Raw genomic sequence first — 19156 nt, forward strand, 5'->3', positions numbered from 1 at the left:
ATAAGGAGATGTTGAGGATTCAACCTTCAAGGTTCAAGTTTTTATCTTGGTATATCTCCTTATCCCTTTTTGTTATTTTTTTGTTTATTTTTATTTGGTTTATAAAAAAAAGTTTTTCAGAGAGAAGGCCCACTCAATGGAAAGTTAAAGTAGAGTGGGTGGTTGATGGAGATACCTTTATTATCAAGGGGCATCAATTTGTGCGTTTAAAGGGCATAGATGCTCCAGAAATTGCACATAAAAAAGGTGAAAGGAACCAGTACTTTGCAAAGGAGGCCTTAAAAAGGCTCATACAATTAATTAAAAAAAGATATGTAATAATAAAAAAATATGGTTTAACAAAGGATAGATATGGTAGATATCTTGCTTATGTCTACCTTCCAGATGGTAGATTTGTAAATCTGATCATGATAAAAGAGGGGTATGCATTTTATTTCCCTCACCATGATTTAGAAAGAAAAATTGCTAGAAGATTTTTAAATGCACAAAGGATGGCCATGGACCAAAGAAGGGGATTCTGGAGTAGGATTTTATCAATGCATGGTGCGAATAAAAGATATATTGGGAATAAAAAAGAGCTTAGGTTCCATACCCTTGTGTGTCCATTGGGTAGAAAGATATATTGGAAAAGTAGGGTATATTTTTCATCTTTATATGAAGCCTTTTACAAGGGATATGCCCCCTGCAGAATATGTACACCATGGCCAAAGGAGTAAGTAAAATAAAAAAATGGCAAGAAAAGAACCACCCCCAAAACAAGAAGAAGGCGCACCAGAGTGGTTGACTACATTTTCTGATCTGATGTCCCTTCTTTTGACTTTTTTTGTGTTACTTTTGTCCTTTGCCAACATGGATATCCAGAAATTTCAGGATATGCTTGGATCCATAAAAGATGCCTTTGGAGTCCAGGTAAAAAGGCAGCAAGCTGATTATGTAGCTTTTTCACCATCAAAATATGAAAGCAAAGTAAAGCTAACAAAACAGGATAAAGACATACTTGGAATGGTTTTAACTGTAAAGTCCTTATTAACCGATGTTCAACAACAGACGCCAATGGATATTTCTTCTGAAGATAATGGTGTATTGATTAGGGTTCAAAGTGATGTGATATTTAAGAAGGGGACAGCCAAACTTCTCCCTTCTTCCAAGAAGGTTTTAGATTCCATAATAAAATTACTCAAAAAAAACGACTGGATGGTGGCTATCAGAGGACATACTGATGATATTGAAGCAAAAAATTCTAAATATTCTTCAGCGTGGGAACTATCAACAGCTCGGGCAGCTGCAGTGCTTAGATATCTTCTTGAAAAAGGTAAATTTAACCCCCGGAGATTTAAAGCTGAAGGATATGCTGATACACTTCCAATAGTTCCCAATATATCAGAAAAAAATAGACAAAAAAATAGAAGAGTTGAGTTTTATTTCTACCGTCCTAACGTGTAATCTTACTTTTTCTCCCTCAAAGCTGGGACTAAAAATTTGAGGCAAATAATTTCTATTTTTCAAAACAATTATGCCCCTTATTTAAACTACCTTCTATTCCTCTCCTGACAATATTTGACTTCTCTATCTCAAGCTCTTATAATCTTTTATTATGAAACAGGATGAAGCCTTTAAGGCGGTGGCTTCACTTTTCTTTGGAAAAGAGCTTGCCCTGCATGTAGAGACAGATTTTGAGCTATTTAATATCCCAAAAAGGCTAGATATACTCGTTATCAAAGGAGCTTATCGGCCTCAGGAGCTGGAATTTTTCTCTTATTTTAAAAATCACAATTTAATTTCTTTTAAATCCATTACTGATAGATTCAAAATAGACCATTTTCTCGAAGGACTTTTTTATGTCCCTGCATACATGAGCAGGTCAGAGGTCCATGATTTTGATGAAATTACTTTTAGTCTTATCTCTGCTTATTCTAATAAAAAAATTATCAGGGACTACAAATTAGAAAAATTAGAGCCTGGAATATACACATACAGATATCTAGAAGCAGAGAACAGATTTATATTTTTAAGTGAAATTAAATTAAAAGATCAATTTGATTTATTATTACTCATGCTCTTTGCTGGCAGGAGAAAACTAAGTGAGGCGTTAAAGTATGTTTTAAACTTCAGTAAATTAAGCAGTAGGTGGCTAACATATTTTAAATTTCTCTTATTCTCCAGCCAGAGGGATGATTTAAAAGAAATAGCCACAAGAGAAGAGTTTAAAAAGACAATAGGAGGCATGAACATGAGTATAACAGAGACCCTGGCAGAAAATTTGACATATTTAAAATCTCTGGGGTTTAATGTGAAGACCTTTGAAGATTATAAAGAAGAAGGATTTGAATTAGGCAGACAAAAAGGAATTGAAAAAGGTATTGAAATTGGAAAGCAAAAAGCCCTTAAAGAAGTACTTGTAGAAACTTTAGAAGCCCGATTCGATAATATTGATCTTAACATCTTAAAACAAATTCAAAAATTAAATGATCTAACTATTCTTAAGCTTTTAATCAGAAGGGCCCAAAAGGTAAAAAATATTAAAGAATTTGAAGAAATACTGAAAAATTTTGTGAAAAAATAAACCTCAGCTCGGGTAGCAGCGGTCCTTACATATCTTCTTGAAAAAGGTAAGTTTAATTCAAGGAGATTTAAAGCTGAAGGATATGCTGATACTCTTCCAATAGTTCCCAATATATCAGAAAAAAATAGAAGAGTTGAGTTTTATTTTTACCGTTCTAACGTGTAATCTTACTTTTTCTCCCTCAAAGCTGGAGCTAAAAATGCAAGGAGTTTTTCTTTGGTTATTGCTGGATGTTCACCATTTGCAATGGAAACTATCCCTTCAATAATAATCTCCATATAAAGGGTCTCTTCCTTTGACCTTTCTTCTAATTTTTTTGCAATAGGAATAAATGCAACATTTGCCAGGACCGCTCCATAAAATGTAGTGAGCAATGCCACTGCCATTGCTGGTCCTATGGATGAGGGATCGTCCAGAGTCTGTAACATTTGAACAAGACCAATAAGTGTACCGATCATTCCAAATGCAGGGGACATGGATCCCATTGATTTAAATATATCTTGACCTGTAGTGTGCCTTTGTTGCATAAATGCAAGTTCTATCTCCAGAACAGATCTTACTACTTCGCTGTTATTTCCATCAGCAACTAAAATACATCCTTTTTTTAAGAATTCAATGTCAGTACTTGCCTTTTCCAGGGCTACCAGCCCGTCCTTTCTTGCCACTTCTGCTAAAGAGGTAATTTGAGAAATTATTTCATTTGCGTTTATAGGTTTAGCAAAAAAGGCCTTCATAGCGACTTTAATGGCTCCAAATACAGTGCCCATAGGAAACATAATAAAGGTAACCGATAATGTTCCACCAATAACAATAAATATAGAAGGGAGGTCTATAAAAGCCCCCAGACTTCCACCAATAAAAATAGAACCAATAATAAGTCCAAATCCTGCAAGAAGTCCTATCAAGGTCCCTATATCCATAATGGCTCTCCACTATTAAAAATACACCACTATTTTGCTATCCTATTTAATGATTAAAATTTTGTCCGATTTAACATTAATCACAATCATTTATTTTTAATTCCACGTTCAATAAATATAAGCAGTACGATTACTAATATTCCTTCAATTTTTCGAATTTTGAAATATTTACTTCACCATCTTTAAAATAAAAAGTAGTTCCTTTAATAAACTCGTCCACTTTATAATATGCAGGTCCAATGGATATTTCTATTCCCGGATTAATTTTACCACGTACAATGACGCGACACTTATTTAAATTTTTTGACCTGATGGAAGATGCTATGCGGTTTAAATGTTTTGTAAGTACCTTGATTTTTTTTCTAATTTCCTGAATTTCTACCACTATTTGAGGGTCATCCTTTGATTTCCTCTTTAATTCTAAAAATTCCAGTCTATTATGGAGTTTCTCTAATCTCATCTCCAAATTTGAAAACTTATACATATCAACGGGATCATATCCCAAGACCAAAATTGTTGGCACATTAAAACCACCACCGAGTTCTCCTTCTATCAAAATCTTCTCACCGCAATAAACATTTCCCCCAATTAATTTATCACCTACTTTTATATTCTTACCTACGTATACGTTTGAATGAAGACAGTGTTTATCAATTATTATTGATCTCTTGGCTAATAAAATTCCATTTTCACAATATCGACAGTGAATATTATATTCTGCAATTAGAATCGCCTTATTTTCACCCTTTATTCCACCTTCTACAGAAATGGATTTAAGGGCCTTTATTTTTGCTCCTTCTACAATGCCTTTAACTAAAATAGAATTTCCCTGCACTTCAAATCCATTTTTTACATCCCCATGAACTATCACATTATTTACAAAATATATATTTCCCGTGCGAAAATCTACATTACCCCTTACATTCAAAAGGTTTTTTACTGAAATATTGCCATGTTCGTCATAATAAACATATCCATTGACTAAAGATATAAGTTGATTTGGATTTTTTGGGTTTACAGCACAATTGGAGCCAATAGGGAACTTCTTCTCCTTGTAAATAAATCTCTCATCATATTTATCCACTTCTTCAGGTGAGATTTTTTCAAATTCAGCAATAACTTGATTCCTAATAACATTTTGAACATAACCGAGATTATAAAAATCCATTTTACCATCTTTTTTCTCCTTTGGTTTTAGTTCTCTATAGTTAAAATCCGGATCAAAAAAGTGACGCAGATAATACATAAATTATCCCCTTGCCAAATAGATATCTACGGATCCTTGATCCAACAATTATCCCAAGAAATATCCCCAATTCATTAGCACAAATATCCATAATTGAAAATTCCCTGAAAGGCACAAAAAACTGCATACATTCTAAAATGATACCTGCCATTAAACTTACAAGGGACAAAAAAGTTGCTTTTGTAATATTAATTGAATATATAAAAGGCAAAAGTGACAGCAAAAAATACATCCCTGTATGGTAAAATTTGTCAGATTGCTCAAACTCATATGGTGGTGTTACTCCAGAAGACAAAGAGAGCCATATATCTAAGCCTAAAAGTAGCACCCATAAGATAGCCAAAATCATCTGAATTCTGTTAATTCCTTTGACTGCCATATAATATTTCACCTATATTTCTTACAATTTTAGTTATGATTTCAACATTACTTAATGTTGTTTAAAACTGGATATTGCAAAAACTAAATAATTTTTTATTCTTAAATAAAGGGGTTAGTCAATGGATAATAAGGAGAAATTGTCATTTTTGGTGTTACATGGGTTTGGAGGATCTCCATTTGAGGTTGAACCACTAGTTAATATGTTAAAGGAAGATGGTTTTAAAAATATCATTTGTCCCACCTTGCCTGGGCATTGTAAAGACATTGATGCCTTTAAAAAAACAGGGTTTAAAGATTGGGCCTTGGAGGCAGAAAAAAGGTTTCTAGCTCTTTTTCATAAGGGGCTTAAACCTATAGTAATTGGTCTTTCTATGGGTGGAAGTATAGGAATGTATCTAGCCCAAAGATACCCTGTCCCTGCACTCATTACAATAGCTTCTCCTGTTTATCTATATAAATTTTTTCCTTTTGAAGGTGCATCTAAATTACTACCTTTAATTGGAATTTTGCGATTTATAATACCAGTTGTAAAAGTACCGAAAGCAACTAAAGAGGCCAGAGAAATAGCACCATTTAAAGGGTATGATGGATTTTTTGCCTTAAATCCCTTATACAGCTTTATAAAGGCATTAAAAAATATAAGATATAATCTTCCACTCATCAGTTGTCCAATACTTGTTTTACATTCACCTCATGATATAGTGGTTCCAGTTTCTAATGCGTGGGAAATAATAACAAAAGTGAGATCTGATATAAGAAAATTAGAACTGTATCCAATTATGGAACAAATAACTACTAGACACATCCTCACCACACACAAAGAAACCAAAGAAAAAGTAAAAAAGTCAATTTCGTCTTTTATTTATGAAGTAAATCAAATATGAATTATATCCAGATAACTAATCATAATGATCAGGAAAAAATTAATGAGTGGTCATTGGTCTTAAGTGCATTTGGTATTGATCATATTGTACAAAAAAGTGAAAAGGGATTTTATTTAGAGGTAAAATTCAAAGATAAAGAACGAGCTATTAGAGAAATTTTAGAATTTGAGCAAGAACAAAAGGAGGAATTTAAAGAACAAAGCCATAAAGATTCAAAAGATATCAAGCCTGGATACAGTATAGAAAGCTCTATTTGGATATTATTTCTTATTTTTTTATTTCACATAACATCAAAAAATGTTTCTTTACCATTAGAACAACATGGTTGTGCCAATAGTTGGGCAATTTACAAAGGAGAATGGTGGAGGCTTATAACAAGCCTAACCCTCCATAAAAATATCCCTCATGTCTTATCTAATATATTTTGGGAAGGAGTATTCATCTACTTTCTTTTAAAAGAAATTCCCCCATCTATTGCCTGGGCATTGATATTTCTTGGTGGGGCTTTAGGGAATTTGTTAAATTATTTTTTTTATCCCTTAAGCCATATTAGCCTTGGTTTCTCCACCTGTGTATTTGCAACAATCGGAATATCTATTGCCATCAGAGGTATTCAAAATCCAAAAGATATTGGACTATATGCCATGAGTGGATTGGGACTATTTGCCATGCTAGGAATTGGTGCCCAGGGTGTGGATGTAGGGAGCCATTTCTTTGGACTCATTACAGGGTTTATAATTGGCGCTGTTTTTCAACTATTAAAATTAAATACCACAAAGAAGATTGAAAAATATCTATTTTTTTTATTGTTTTTAATAATAGCTATATCTTGGGGACTGGCTATATTTTGGGGTAAAAATTACCCATAAACGCAATAATATTGCATCAACTTAAATTTTACTTTGCTCCTCTTAAACTATAATCTGGCATAGGATGTTTTAATATATAATTGTACAAGGCTGAGAAGATATTTTTCTTTATTCTTTTGTCCTTACACCAGATTTGTTCAAAAAATTCCATTATTTTAGATCTTGATGTATTCTTTGCTGATGGACATGGATTTTCTATAACTGGGATATCAAGTTCCTTTGCCAGTTTTATAATTTTTTGCTTTTCAATTAAAAGGAGAGGACGAATAAGATAAAATTCACCTTTAAAAAAAATCTCTTTGGGATACAAGGTCTCAACTCGGCCTCCATAAAATAGATTCATGAAAAAAGTACTCACCAAATCGTCACCCGTATGTCCTAGGGCAAGATGAGTTAATTTAAATTCCTTTACCAGCTCAAACAGCCTTTTTCTTCTTCGCCAGGCACAAAAAAAACAAGGAGAATTTGATCTATTTTCATCACTATGGGCCTTTAAACCAAAATCACTTACAAAAAAATAACCTGAGATGCCTAACTCTTTTACCCATGAGACAAGATGAATGTGATTATTTCTGTCAAATCCTGGATTAATATGAAGGGCCATGAGCTCAATCTCAAAAGGGAGCTTCCTTTTTATCAAAGTTAAAATCTTGAGTAAAACTCCACTATCAACTCCCCCAGAGATAGCAACTCCAATCCTTGCCCCTGAAAAAAGCATATCTGCAGAGGCCATTAATTTTGATGTTTTTGAAATACATGATTTTTGAATATATGAAATCTTCCCCACTTAAGAAATTCCTCCTGGTGAAACTCTTGTGTATTGACTAGGGGACAAACTATGTTTATAGCTAATAAACAGCCTCTCGAATGCTTCCCAATGAAATATTTCATAATATAAAAAAGGGAGATATTTACCTAATAAAATCAAGGAGATTGACATGGCAAGAATTACAGTAGAAGATGCACTTAAAAAGGTCAACAATAGGTTTGTTATTGCACACATGGCGATGAGAAGGGTTAAAATGTATCATCAAGGCTATAAACCCCTTATAGAATGTAATAACACAGAGATAGTAACTGCCTTAAGAGAAATTGCTGCTGGAAAAGTAAAACTCAAAAAACCCATAAAAGAGGCAGGTATAGAGGTATAAGAAACAATGAAAAGAGATTATTACGAAGTACTAGGGGTATCTAGAACAGCAACCACAGAAGAGATAAAAAAGGCATATAGAAAACTCGCCTTCCAATACCATCCAGATAGAAATCCTGACGATCCAGAGGCAGAACAAAAATTTAAGGAAGTAAGTGAGGCCTATCAGGTTTTAAGTGACCCGCAGAAGAGGGCCACATACGATAGATTTGGCCATGAAGGCTTAAATAACTTTGGTTACAATAATTTCAGGTCAAGTAGAGACATTTTTGAAGAATTTTTTTCCTCATTTAATGATATGTTTGATGGTTTTTTTGGCTTTGGTCGAGGTGAAAGGAGCAGTGCTAGAAGAGGAGCAGATTTAAGATATGATTTGACAATATCATTTGAACAAGCTGCCCTAGGTGCCCAAGTGGAAATAGAAATTCCTAAGGAAGAGGACTGTCCTGAATGTTCAGGTTCAGGGATTGAGCCAGGTTATTCAGCAGAAACTTGTTCATATTGTGGAGGGAGGGGAGAGGTCTTTCAACGCCACGGCTTTTTCAGAATCTCAACTACCTGTCCGCAATGTGGTGGCATGGGTAGTATAAATAGACATCCATGTAAACGGTGCCGTGGTCAAGGAAGAATTATAAACAACAAAAAAATAACTGTAAACATCCCTCCTGGCGTGGATAATGGCACCAGGCTTAGACTCAGAGGCGAAGGGGAAGGCGGAAGTTTTGGCGGACCTGCTGGTGATCTTTACGTGATACTAACTGTTGAACCCCATGATACTTTTAAGAGACAGGGGCAGGATTTGATAGTTCCAATAGAGATCTCCTTTGTACAGGCTGCGCTGGGTACAAAAATAGAAATTCCTACCTTGGAGGAGCCTGTAAAGGTTGAAATACCAAAAGGGACACAGCCAGGGGATGTACTCAGGTTAAGAGGTCTTGGAATCCCTTATGTAGGTCAAAAAAAACGAGGAGATTTGCTTGTTGAAGTCAATGTAAAGACTCCTACTAATCTTACAAAAAGACAAATAGAACTCTTAAAAGAATTTGAGAGAATTGAGAAGAAAAAGACAAAAAATAAGGTAAAAAATTTTTTTAAAAGGGCCATGGGAGGATAAATGGAGCGAAAGTTAACTCATGTGTTGGATGATGGCTCTATAACAATGGTGGATGTATCAAAAAAAAAAGATACACCAAGAAAAGCCATATATGAAATTGTTATAAACCTATCAGAAGCTACCTATAATCTCTTAAAAAAAAATAGTCTCCCCAAAGGCGATGTGTTAAATACTGCCAAAGTAGCTGGAATCCTTGCTGCCAAAAATACCCCTTACTTAATACCCCTTGCCCATCCTCTCCCCTTGACTTATCTAGACGTTAGATTCTACCTAAATGACCAGGAATTTTCCGTCAGAATAGAAGCAGAAGCAAGGACTACTGCAAAAACAGGAGTGGAAATAGAAGCAATGGTAGCAGCCCACATTGCTGCCATAACAATCTATGATATGTGCAAAGCAGTTCAAAAGGATATTTTGATATCAGAAGGAAAATTAGTATATAAAAGTGGTGGAAAAAGTGGAGAATATATCTCTAATGCTGGGTAAATTAATCAAGGGCCAGATGAGTCCTTAAATACTATCCTAAATTCCCAAAAAATAGTTATTTTTTTAATCAGGAACTTGATATGAAAAGAGAGAAACAAATTACCCCTCTTAGTCAAATAAGAAATTTTAGCATAATAGCCCATATTGACCATGGAAAATCCACTCTTGCTGATAGGATTTTGGAGATAACAAAATTGGTATCACAAAGGGAGCTTAGGGAACAATTTTTAGATCGTCTGGACTTAGAAAGGGAAAGGGGAATTACTATAAAATCTCAAACAGTCAGGATCCCTTACACCCACACAGATAATCAAAAATATATTTTAAACCTAATAGATACACCAGGACATGTGGATTTTAATTATGAAGTCTCAAGGAGCCTGGCTGCATGCGAATGTGCTGTTTTACTTGTTGATGCAACCCAGGGAGTAGAGGCCCAAACTCTAGCAAATGTATATCTGGCATTAGAGCATGATTTAGAGATAATACCTATTTTAAATAAAATTGATCTACCAAGTGCAGAGCCTGATAGGGTAATTCAAGAGATTGAAGAGGCCATTGGGCTGGATTGTTCTGATATAATAATGGTTAGTGCCAAAACAGGGGAAAATGTAGATAAATTAATTGATGCTATTATAAAAAAATGTCCTTCTCCAAAAGGCGATATAAACGCACCATTAAAGGCCCTGATCTTTGATTCATGGTATGATTCCTATCTTGGAGTAGGGGTGTTGTTTCGTATTTTTGACGGTTATTTAGAAAAGAGCCAAGAGATTCAAATGTTTTCAACTAAAAAGAAATATGAAATTGTGCAACTTGGGGTTTATTCGCCAAATCCAAAAGAAGTCAATTTTTTAGGGCCTGGAGAAGTAGGTTTTTTATTTGCAAATATTAAGGAAATCAAAGACGCACGGGTAGGTGATACAATAACCTGGGCAAATAATCCCACTAAAAAGCCCTGTCCTGGATTTAAACGAGCTCTACCAATGGTCTTTTGTGGATTGTATCCAACTGAACCAGCAAAATTTGAACTTCTAAAAAAATCCTTGGAAAAATTGCAATTAAACGATTCTGCCTTTGTATTTGAACCTGAAACATCTACTGCCCTTGGCTTTGGTTTTAGGTGTGGCTTTTTGGGATTGCTCCACATGGACATTATTCAGGAGAGGCTTGAGAGGGAATTTAAGGCAGAGCTAATTGCCACTGCCCCCTCTGTTGTATATGAGGTCAAAACTACTGATGGAAAGGTCTTTAAAATTGATAATCCCAGCAAGATGCCTCCCCCTGGGAAAATTGCTGAAATCAAAGAACCTTTTGTAAGGATGGATATCCATGTACCCCATGAATATGTAGGGAATGTGCTCTCCCTTTGCGAAGAAAAAAGAGGAGTTCAAAAGGATATTAGATACCTGTCATCTTCCAGGGTAATTGTTACCTATGAGCTCCCCTTTGTTGAAATTGTATATGACTTCTTTGACAAACTAAAATCTTATACCAGGGGATATGCATCTCTTGATTATGAATTTATAGGATTTTATCCTGGTGATATGGTGAAGTTAGATATTCTTATAAACGGCGAGCCAGTGGATGCCCTATCAACCATTGTTCACAGGGAAAATGCCCATAGGATTGGAAGGGAACTTGCCCTTAAATTAAAAAGGATCATTCCAAGACAATTATTTGAAGTAATAATTCAGGCAAGCATAGGGACAAGAATTGTTGCAAGGGAGAGGATCCCGCCTTTTAGAAAAAATGTTACAGCTAAGTGTTATGGAGGAGATATTACCAGAAAAAGAAAACTCTTGGAAAAACAAAAACAGGGCAAAAAGAGAATGAAAAAAATGGGTAACATTGAAATCCCACAAGAGGCATTTTTGGCAGTGCTTAAAAAGGATTAAGTGATTATGGAATATTTCAATAAATTAATTGTGGAGGCATGGAATGAATACTTTGGCGATTAGAATGGAGATTCCTCAAATTGTAACAGTCTCAGTCACTGATGATACCTTAACGGTTGAATTGAGTGATGGCCGGACAGTATTGGTCCCCACTACATGGTATCCTCGGTTAGTTCATGCTACACCAGAAGAAAGGCAAGGGTGGAGACTTATTGGCAATGGACATGGAATTCACTGGGAATCTCTTGATGAAGACATTAGCATTGAAAACCTGCTGGCAGGAAAACCATCTGGGGAGAGTCAAAATTCTTTTCAACAATGGCTTAATAAGAGGATAAAACAACCTTAAACAACAAATAACTACTAATAACCATGAATAACTATTAATTACAATTAATTATGACAAAAACTTTTTTCACACACAGATAACTCACACTGAACACTTAATATTAAGGAGTGATTTTTTAAAATGAAAAAATCTTTTAGTGAAATCGTAAAGGAATATGTAGAAGCTTTAGTTATTGCATTTATACTGGCCTTTTTTATCAGAGCATTTATAATTCAGGCATTTAAAATACCTTCTGGTTCTATGATACCAACATTGCAAATAGGAGATCACTTACTGGTAAATAAATTCATATACGGAATAAAACTTCCCTTTATTGATAAGGAAATAATCCCTGTGTCTAAGCCTAAGTTTGGGGATGTTATTGTTTTTAAATTCCCCCTTGATGAATCCAAAGACTTTATTAAGAGGGTAATTGGGGTGCCTGGAGATGTAATTGAAATAAAGGATAAAGTGGTATATAGAAATGGCAGAAGGCTAAATGAGCCATATACAATACACACGTCTTATTCAATCATAAGAGAGAGATTTCCAATGGATAAATGGCCTCCAAAGAGGTTTGATCCTAGGCTTAGAGACAACTTTGGACCTATAAAAGTCCCTGCACACAAATATTTTGTTATGGGAGACAACAGGGATGAATCATATGATTCAAGGTTCTGGGGCTTTGTAAAGGAAAATAAAATTTTGGGAAGGGCGTGGATTATCTATTGGTCATGGCAGGGTATAACCAACATCAGATGGAATAGGATGTTTAAGATAATTCACTAACACAGAAAAACTTGTAAGTGGTTTTAATATGCTTGCTAAGGTAAAAAGTGCACTTTTAATTGGTATAGAGGCCCAGCCTGTAATTTTAGAGATAGACATAACAAGGTCTGGTATTCCCTGTTTTAGAATGGTTGGGCTGGCTGAGGGTGCTGTTAAGGAAAGCAAGGAGAGGGTGTTTACTGCGTTAAAAAATTGTGGCTTCAAAATTCCAGCCTCAAGGATTACTGTAAATCTAGCACCTGCAGATATAAAAAAACAGGGTAGTGCCTATGATCTACCACTTGCAATAGGGATCTTGTGTGCCCTTGAAAAAATTGAACCTCCTTCTTTAAATGATACCCTGTTCATAGGAGAGTTATCTTTAAATGGCGAGCTAAAGCCTGTTTATGGAGCACTCTCAATTGCAATGATGGCAAAAGAGACTAGAATAAAAAGAATAATCCTGCCAGAGAAAAATGCAAAAGAGGCAAGTGTTGTAGATGGCATTGATTGTGTAGCTGCTGGTTCACTTTTGGAATGCGTAGAGCTCCTAACAGGCCAAAAACAGGTCCTGCCCGTAAAAATAGACATAAAGAGTCTCTGGTCTCAAAGGGAAAAATTTTTAATAGATTTTGATGAAGTAAAAGGACAAAACCACGCCAAAAGGGCTATTGAAATAGCTGCAGCAGGCTCACACAATATCCTGTTTATTGGCCCACCTGGAAGCGGGAAGACAATGCTTGCCCAGAGGATACCTACTGTACTCCCTCCCCTGGAATTTAATGAAGCATTGGAAGTTACAAGGATTTATAGCGTTGCAGGATTGTTAGATAACCAAGGCCTCATAGTGAGACGTCCATTTAGGGCCCCTCACCACACAATCTCTGATGCAGGACTAATAGGCGGAGGTAGATATCCTTCACCTGGCGAGGTATCTTTGGCTAGTAAAGGAGTCCTTTTTTTAGATGAATTACCAGAATTTAAAAAACACGTACTTGAGGTCTTGCGACAACCCTTAGAAGATGGAAAAGTGACAATATCAAGGGCTTCTATGTCTTTAACATATCCAGCTGATTTTATGTTAGTTGCTGCAATGAATCCCTGTCCATGCGGCTATTTTGGCGATAAAAAACACACCTGTATATGTACACCTACCCAGATCCAGAGATATAGGTCAAAGATTTCTGGTCCACTCTTAGATAGAATAGACCTACACGTAGAAGTTGGGCCTGTGCCTTATGAAGACTTAAAACAAAATGTAAGTGGTGTATCCTCTAAAGTGATGAGGGAAAGGATTTTATGGGCAAGGGATGTGCAACAAAAAAGATATAGAGACTTACCCTTTTCAACCAATAGTAAACTATATGGTAAATGGCTAAATCAATTCTGCTCACTTGGTGAAAAAGAACATGAATTTTTGCAAAATGCAGTAGAAAAATTGGGATTATCTGCAAGGGCATATACCAGGGTCCTTCGCATAGCAAGGACAATTGCAGATTTAGATAAAAAAGAAAAAATAGAAATAAACCACTTAGCTGAGGCTATTGGGTATAGGAGTTTGGATAGGAATTTTATGGTTTGATTTTTATTTTTTGCAAACATACTTTGAGAGGAAAATTCCAATTCTCTATGAAATATCTCAAAGGAATTTTATAGGTTTTTTAAAAAGCTAGGCAAGAATAAAATTTAAAATTTTTTCCATGTCTAAACTATTTTTTAAAACTTCTGCAAGATGGTTTAATCCTTGTTCAACATTGTAGCTAAATTGAGGAGTTTTAAGTGGAAGAAGACCTTTTTTTGTCCTGAGCTGGTCAATAATCCACCGTCTAAAAATATCATCATCAAATATTCCATGAAGATAACTTCCCCACACCTTAAGGTCCTTTGTCCCATATCCAATTTCATCACCTCTTTTATTTTTTACAACACACATAAGTTTATCTGGAACGCTGCAAAAGGTCTTCCCATGGTGGATCTCATAACCTGTTAATTTTAAACCAACTGGTATATATACAGCATCTGTTTGAATCAATGTTTTTTCCTTGGCTAATTCTGTTATAACAGGAAGAAATCCCAATCCATCTGTATAAACCTGGGACGACTCAATGTTGTGGGGATCGCAAATTTTTTCTCCAATTATCTGAAATCCACCGCAAATACCTATAAGTTGTGTCTTTTGATTCTCTATAATATACTTAATGGTTTCAGCTATTGAAGATTTTTTTAAATATTCATTGTCTTTGATTACATTTTTACTTCCAGGAATAATAATTAAATCAAATTCATTTCTTAATAATTCTAATTTATCTTTTATTATATATATTGATACATCTGGTTCAAACAAAAAAGGATCTAAGTCAGTAAAATTTGATATATGAGGCAAATCAATACAAGCTATTTTAATAGGAGCATTTTCCCTTTTTTTTATCTTATCCCATCCTATTTTAAATGATACTGAATCTTCTTCAGGAAGGCCTAGATTTCTAATATAGGGAACTATTCCAAAAAAAGGTTTACCTGTGTAATTTTCTATAACATCAATTGCAGAATCTAACAGGGATGCATCTCCTCTAAATTTATTTATAATAAATCCTTTGATTAAATTTTGTTCCCATTTATCAAGTAGATCCATGGTTCCAATAAAAGAAGCAAATACTCCTCCTCTATCTATATCCCCAACTAAGAGAGTATTTGCCTTTGCATATTTAGCCATTTGCATATTAGTAATATCGTGTGATTTTAAGTTTATTTCAGCAGGACTGCCTGCTCCTTCTAATACTATAACATCAAACTCAGATGCAAGTGAATCATAGGCATGTCTCACTACATCTAAAAGTTTCCTTTTGTATTCAAAATAATCCTTAACATCCATATTTGCTATTGGCTTTCCCAAAACAATTACCTGAGAGCCAGTGTCTGAAGAAGGTTTTAAAAGAACGGGGTTCATTCTTACGTCTGGATCTAATCTACATGCCTGAGCCTGCAAGACCTGGGCCCTTCCCATCTCACCACCATCTTTGGTAACATAGGAATTTAATGACATATTTTGGGCCTTAAATGGGGCTACTTTAAAACCTTCATTATATAATATCCTGCATAATCCCGCAGCTAAAATGGATTTTCCAGCATTTGAACCTGTCCCAACAAACATAATTGCAGGGGTATTTGTGGAAGAATATGGCCCCATAGGATAAAATTTTTTATCTGTTTTTTTATTGAAAAATATTTCTTTTAAACACTCTATTAAATATGAATTCTCCTCCTTGCTTTTTACTGCAATCCTAAAAAATTTATTGTTCAGCCCTCTATAATTTGAACAATCCCTGATAATTATATTTTTTTTTAGTAAAAGATCCTTTAAAAAAGACACATCTATATTTTTTGAAGTAATTTTTACTAAAATAAAATTTACATCAGATTCAAAGGGGCATAATCCTGGGATCTGTTTTAATTCATTGATGATGAATTTATATTGTTCTGATACATATTTTCTAGTTTGATAAATATAATCCTTTTCTTGAAAAATATTTATACCTACTCTATAAGCAATGGAATTTACTGACCATGGAGGTAAATGCTCTTTTATCTTTTCTATTATAGCCTCATCTGCTATCATAAGTCCTAGTCTAATTCCAGGAATAGCGAAAAATTTTGTAAGAGACAAGAGCACAATTACATTTTTAGGTCGTCTTAGATATATTCTATCACTTGCATCCACAAAGTCAGCAAAAGCTTCATCAATTACAAAAATTGAATTTGGATTGGAAATCGCTATTTCTCTTATTGACTCTGGATTAAAAATTTTACCAGTTGGATTATTTGGCTGTCCTATAAATACTATAGATGGAATGTCTAAAAATGAAGATAATTTGTCAAAATCTAATTTGAATTTATCTTGTTCTTTAAGATAATAAAAATCAATTGGTATGCCATTTAATATACATATCTTTTCATAATCAACATATGATGGAACTACTATTACTGCCTTTTTTTTATTTACTATTCTGGGAATGAGATATAAAAGTTCTGTGGAACCATTGCCAAATACTATTTCTTTTTCACTAACTCCATAAAAATTACTTGCACTATTTAGTAGTTCTTTAGGTGGTGTTTCTGGATAGTGAATAATATAATGGGTTGCTTCTCTAATAGCACGAATTACTGATATAGGAGGTCCGAGTGGGTTAATATTGGCAGAAAAATCTATGAGTTCATCTGCAGATTTTCCACATTCTCTGGCAATTTGGTGTAAATTACCGCCATGCTGAAAGTTCTTCACAAAAACTCCTTGTTTTAATCTTATTTTTTGGGCTTAGTTCTCCACCTATTGTGTATCCAATACCATTGTTCAGGATATTTTAAGACCATCTCTTCCACTGCTTTTGTATAAAATTCACAAATGGCTTTAACTTTTTCTTTTAATGTCCCTTTGCATTTTTTAGTATCAAGGTAAGGCAAAAAATAGAGTTTATAGCCTTTTGCTCCTCCTCTTACCAAAAATACAGGGAGTACAATTGCTCTTGTTCTTACAGCCATTAATGCAGGTCCAAAATTTACTGCTGCAACTTCTCCCAAAAAAGGAAGAAATACAGCTTTCCTCCACCCACAGTTGTGGTCAACTAAAAAGGCACTCATACCATTTTTTTTTAAAACTTTTACAATACGGGGAACAGAATTGTCCCTGGGAACTATCTCATGTTTATATTTTCCCCTAAGCCTTTTAACAATTGCGCTGATCACTGGATCATTTGGTTCTCTAATGACTATTTGCGTGGGTATATCATGAAACAATAGAGACATTATTCCAGACAACAATTCCCATGCACCAAGATGTGCCGTTGCAGCTACCACAGGTCTTTTTAATCTTTTGATTTCTTTCAAAATAAACTCGTTTTTTATTTCCACAAAATCACTTAAAAATCTATAGTCCATTTTTAGATTGAAAAAGATTTCGACAAATGCCTGTCCTGTATGCAGAAAATTTTTTTTTGCAATATAAATGGCCTCTTTTTTGTTTTTATTAAGATGCTTTTCAACACTTGTTATTGCCCTTTTTCTTCTAAAAGGCAAAAATGTCCACATCAATGTACCTAGTGTACGTCCCAGAAATGATATTTGTTTTAAATTGAGTTTATGAAGAGATTGTGTCAATGTCTCAAAAAAAATTTCTTTGATCATAATAAAACCTTATATTCTCTTCTCTACAAGAGAATAAATTATATCCAGTGTTTGTAATAAGGCTCCTTTATTCTTATCCAGAACTATTTTTGCATTTTCTACAATACAGGTTCTTGTTTGTTCATCTTGAAAAAGCTTTAAAATTTCCTTTTCCAAAGCCAATTTATCTTTGGCAACAACTATTGCATTGTTTTCTTTAAATACATCCACAATTTCCTGAAAATTAAAATAATTTGGGCCAATAACCACAGGAATACCAATGGCTGCAGGCTCTAACACATTATGACCGCCTATTTTTTCCAGAGAGCCGCCTACAAATGCCACGTCTGACATTGCATAATACATCATCATCTCTCCCATGGAATCACCAAGATAAACATCAAAATCGCCTGAAGGAACCAAATCCCAAGATCTTCTGTGCACGATTAAGCCATAAGATTTACATAGATCATTTATTAAGTTAAATCTTTCTGGATGTCTTGGAACTAGTATCAATTTGAAATTATTACTTTTTCTTTTAAGGTTAATATATATTTCAAGTAGTACTTTTTCTTCATCTCCGTGGGTTGATGCACCTATAAGGATTTTATATTCTTTTAGATATTTTTGTTTTAATTCTCTTCCTATTTTAACTTTATCCTGTGGAATAGGAATATCAAATTTTATATTACCAAAGATTTTAACATTTTCTGATGGTGCTCCAATATTAATAAATCTTTTGGCATATTCTTCATTTTGTACCAGTATATAACTACACTTGCCTAAAATTTCAGACATAAAAAATTTAATTTTTAAATAATTTTTATAGGACCAAGGAGATATTCTTCCATTTACTATAATAATGGGAACGTTATTTTTATGTAAATTACAGAATAAATTTGGCCATATTTCCGTTTCCATTACAATAAAGCAAACTGGGTTAATATGGTTAATATATCTCTTTACAAATTTGTTTAGGTCATATGGTAAATAAGAATGGAACATATTGGACTTTAAATTTTTTTTTACAATATTTGATCCAGTTGGTGTAGTTGTAGTTATAACAATAGGGATTTGGGGAAATTTTTCTCTTAGTTTAAAACAAATAGGCAATGATGTTTGCGCCTCGCCAACAGATACTGAATGGAGCCAAATTGAGTTTTTAAGTTGGGGAAAACTAACTAGCCCAAATCGTTCAGAAATTCTTTCCCTATATTCTCTAAGTCTAAAACTCTTATAAAATATCCTTGCCAGAGCAAAGGGCAGGGAGCCATAAACAAGTATATTGTAAAAAGACTTCATAATCTCTCCATTTTAACCTGTTGTTTGGGGAAATAATTTATAAAAAAAAATTGGTCAAGTTTCTAGAACATAAATTACATTATCATGTAT

The 19156-nt window shown here is 34.2% G+C and carries 19 protein-coding genes; 12 read left to right on the top strand and 7 right to left on the bottom strand.

What is annotated here, in order from left to right; translation table 11 throughout:
* The first annotated feature begins 200 nt into the window (after positions 1-200).
* The 3 genes from ACYQ1E_RS11905 (at position 201) to ACYQ1E_RS11915 (ending at position 2563) form a co-directional block, all read left to right on the top strand.
* Positions 201-716, top strand: a complete 516-nt coding sequence (locus tag ACYQ1E_RS11905; RefSeq protein WP_459879584.1) for a thermonuclease family protein — start codon at positions 201-203, stop codon at positions 714-716.
* Between the two features lie 13 nt (positions 717-729).
* Positions 730-1443, top strand: a complete 714-nt coding sequence (locus ACYQ1E_RS11910) for an OmpA family protein (RefSeq protein ID WP_459879587.1) — start codon at positions 730-732, stop codon at positions 1441-1443.
* Between the two features lie 151 nt (positions 1444-1594).
* Complete coding sequence (locus tag ACYQ1E_RS11915) at positions 1595-2563, top strand: RpnC/YadD family protein (RefSeq protein ID WP_459879590.1); 969 nt, start codon at positions 1595-1597, stop codon at positions 2561-2563.
* Between the two features lie 167 nt (positions 2564-2730).
* Here ACYQ1E_RS11915 and ACYQ1E_RS11920 read toward each other — a convergent pair whose 3' ends face one another.
* The 3 genes from ACYQ1E_RS11920 to ACYQ1E_RS11930 form a co-directional block, all read right to left on the bottom strand.
* On the bottom strand, positions 2731-3483 hold the full coding sequence (locus ACYQ1E_RS11920; protein ID WP_459879593.1) for a motility protein A: 753 nt from the start codon (positions 3481-3483) through the stop codon (positions 2731-2733).
* A gap of 133 nt (positions 3484-3616) precedes the next feature.
* Entirely contained in the window at positions 3617-4729 is a 1113-nt protein-coding gene (locus ACYQ1E_RS11925; RefSeq protein WP_459879596.1) for a flagellar assembly protein A, read from the bottom strand.
* Positions 4704-5108 (bottom strand): VanZ family protein, encoded by a 405-nt coding sequence (locus tag ACYQ1E_RS11930; protein ID WP_459879599.1) that lies wholly within the window; start codon positions 5106-5108, stop codon positions 4704-4706. The genes ACYQ1E_RS11925 and ACYQ1E_RS11930 overlap by 26 nt, the downstream gene beginning before the upstream one ends.
* A gap of 121 nt (positions 5109-5229) precedes the next feature.
* On the opposite strand from ACYQ1E_RS11930, the gene ACYQ1E_RS11935 reads away from it, so the two are divergent.
* Positions 5230-5994, top strand: a complete 765-nt coding sequence (locus tag ACYQ1E_RS11935; protein WP_459879602.1) for an alpha/beta hydrolase — start codon at positions 5230-5232, stop codon at positions 5992-5994.
* Positions 5991-6863, top strand: a complete 873-nt coding sequence (locus ACYQ1E_RS11940) for a rhomboid family intramembrane serine protease (protein WP_459879606.1) — start codon at positions 5991-5993, stop codon at positions 6861-6863. Before ACYQ1E_RS11935 ends, ACYQ1E_RS11940 begins: the two co-directional genes overlap by 4 nt.
* Before the next feature lie 28 nt (positions 6864-6891).
* Here the strand turns inward: ACYQ1E_RS11940 and ACYQ1E_RS11945 are convergent, their stop codons facing one another.
* Entirely contained in the window at positions 6892-7650 is a 759-nt protein-coding gene (locus ACYQ1E_RS11945; RefSeq protein WP_459879609.1) for a tRNA lysidine(34) synthetase, read from the bottom strand.
* 151 nt (positions 7651-7801) lie between these two features.
* On the opposite strand from ACYQ1E_RS11945, the gene rpoZ reads away from it, so the two are divergent.
* The 7 genes from rpoZ to ACYQ1E_RS11980 all read left to right on the top strand — a co-directional run bounded on the left by rpoZ (position 7802) and on the right by ACYQ1E_RS11980 (position 14189).
* A complete protein-coding gene (gene rpoZ, locus ACYQ1E_RS11950) occupies positions 7802-8014 on the top strand; it encodes a DNA-directed RNA polymerase subunit omega (protein WP_459879612.1) in 213 nt (70 codons plus the stop codon).
* Between the two features lie 6 nt (positions 8015-8020).
* Complete coding sequence (gene dnaJ / locus ACYQ1E_RS11955) at positions 8021-9127, top strand: molecular chaperone DnaJ (protein WP_459879615.1); 1107 nt, start codon at positions 8021-8023, stop codon at positions 9125-9127.
* Positions 9128-9613, top strand: coding sequence for a cyclic pyranopterin monophosphate synthase MoaC (gene moaC / locus ACYQ1E_RS11960; RefSeq protein ID WP_459879618.1), 486 nt, complete (start codon positions 9128-9130; stop codon positions 9611-9613). It abuts the gene before it with no gap.
* Between the two features lie 80 nt (positions 9614-9693).
* On the top strand, positions 9694-11511 hold the full coding sequence (lepA, locus tag ACYQ1E_RS11965) for a translation elongation factor 4 (RefSeq protein WP_459879621.1): 1818 nt from the start codon (positions 9694-9696) through the stop codon (positions 11509-11511).
* Between the two features lie 43 nt (positions 11512-11554).
* A complete protein-coding gene (locus tag ACYQ1E_RS11970; RefSeq protein WP_459879624.1) occupies positions 11555-11860 on the top strand; it encodes a DUF2442 domain-containing protein in 306 nt (101 codons plus the stop codon).
* A gap of 120 nt (positions 11861-11980) precedes the next feature.
* Positions 11981-12628, top strand: coding sequence for a signal peptidase I (gene lepB, locus ACYQ1E_RS11975; RefSeq protein ID WP_459879626.1), 648 nt, complete (start codon positions 11981-11983; stop codon positions 12626-12628).
* Positions 12629-12656: 28 nt separating this feature from the next.
* A complete protein-coding gene (locus ACYQ1E_RS11980; protein WP_459879629.1) occupies positions 12657-14189 on the top strand; it encodes a YifB family Mg chelatase-like AAA ATPase in 1533 nt (510 codons plus the stop codon).
* Between the two features lie 87 nt (positions 14190-14276).
* On the opposite strand, the gene ACYQ1E_RS11985 is transcribed toward ACYQ1E_RS11980, so the two are convergent.
* From ACYQ1E_RS11985 to waaA, 3 genes are read right to left on the bottom strand one after another with little or no spacing between them, the layout of a single operon-like run.
* Positions 14277-16886 (bottom strand): cobyric acid synthase, encoded by a 2610-nt coding sequence (locus ACYQ1E_RS11985; protein WP_459879632.1) that lies wholly within the window; start codon positions 16884-16886, stop codon positions 14277-14279.
* Positions 16887-16906: 20 nt separating this feature from the next.
* A complete protein-coding gene (locus ACYQ1E_RS11990; protein ID WP_459879635.1) occupies positions 16907-17785 on the bottom strand; it encodes a lysophospholipid acyltransferase family protein in 879 nt (292 codons plus the stop codon).
* A gap of 9 nt (positions 17786-17794) precedes the next feature.
* Positions 17795-19066 carry a lipid IV(A) 3-deoxy-D-manno-octulosonic acid transferase gene (waaA, locus tag ACYQ1E_RS11995; RefSeq protein WP_459879638.1) on the bottom strand — a complete coding sequence of 424 codons (1272 nt, stop codon included), beginning with the start codon at positions 19064-19066 and terminating at the stop codon, positions 17795-17797.
* Positions 19067-19156: the final 90 nt, after the last annotated feature.

Source organism: Desulfothermus naphthae, assembly GCF_054657475.1.

Coding starts and splice junctions, on each gene's coding strand:
- ACYQ1E_RS11910 (WP_459879587.1), top strand. CDS start 730: ATGGCAAGAAAAGAACCACCCCCAAAACAAGAAGAAGGCGCACCAGAG.
- ACYQ1E_RS11915 (WP_459879590.1), top strand. CDS start 1,595: ATGAAACAGGATGAAGCCTTTAAGGCGGTGGCTTCACTTTTCTTTGGA.
- ACYQ1E_RS11920 (WP_459879593.1), bottom strand. CDS start 3,483: ATGGATATAGGGACCTTGATAGGACTTCTTGCAGGATTTGGACTTATT.
- ACYQ1E_RS11925 (WP_459879596.1), bottom strand. CDS start 4,729: ATGTATTATCTGCGTCACTTTTTTGATCCGGATTTTAACTATAGAGAA.
- ACYQ1E_RS11930 (WP_459879599.1), bottom strand. CDS start 5,108: ATGGCAGTCAAAGGAATTAACAGAATTCAGATGATTTTGGCTATCTTA.
- ACYQ1E_RS11935 (WP_459879602.1), top strand. CDS start 5,230: ATGGATAATAAGGAGAAATTGTCATTTTTGGTGTTACATGGGTTTGGA.
- ACYQ1E_RS11940 (WP_459879606.1), top strand. CDS start 5,991: ATGAATTATATCCAGATAACTAATCATAATGATCAGGAAAAAATTAAT.
- rpoZ (WP_459879612.1), top strand. CDS start 7,802: ATGGCAAGAATTACAGTAGAAGATGCACTTAAAAAGGTCAACAATAGG.
- dnaJ (WP_459879615.1), top strand. CDS start 8,021: ATGAAAAGAGATTATTACGAAGTACTAGGGGTATCTAGAACAGCAACC.
- moaC (WP_459879618.1), top strand. CDS start 9,128: ATGGAGCGAAAGTTAACTCATGTGTTGGATGATGGCTCTATAACAATG.
- lepA (WP_459879621.1), top strand. CDS start 9,694: ATGAAAAGAGAGAAACAAATTACCCCTCTTAGTCAAATAAGAAATTTT.
- ACYQ1E_RS11970 (WP_459879624.1), top strand. CDS start 11,555: ATGAATACTTTGGCGATTAGAATGGAGATTCCTCAAATTGTAACAGTC.
- lepB (WP_459879626.1), top strand. CDS start 11,981: ATGAAAAAATCTTTTAGTGAAATCGTAAAGGAATATGTAGAAGCTTTA.
- ACYQ1E_RS11980 (WP_459879629.1), top strand. CDS start 12,657: ATGCTTGCTAAGGTAAAAAGTGCACTTTTAATTGGTATAGAGGCCCAG.
- ACYQ1E_RS11990 (WP_459879635.1), bottom strand. CDS start 17,785: ATGATCAAAGAAATTTTTTTTGAGACATTGACACAATCTCTTCATAAA.
- waaA (WP_459879638.1), bottom strand. CDS start 19,066: ATGAAGTCTTTTTACAATATACTTGTTTATGGCTCCCTGCCCTTTGCT.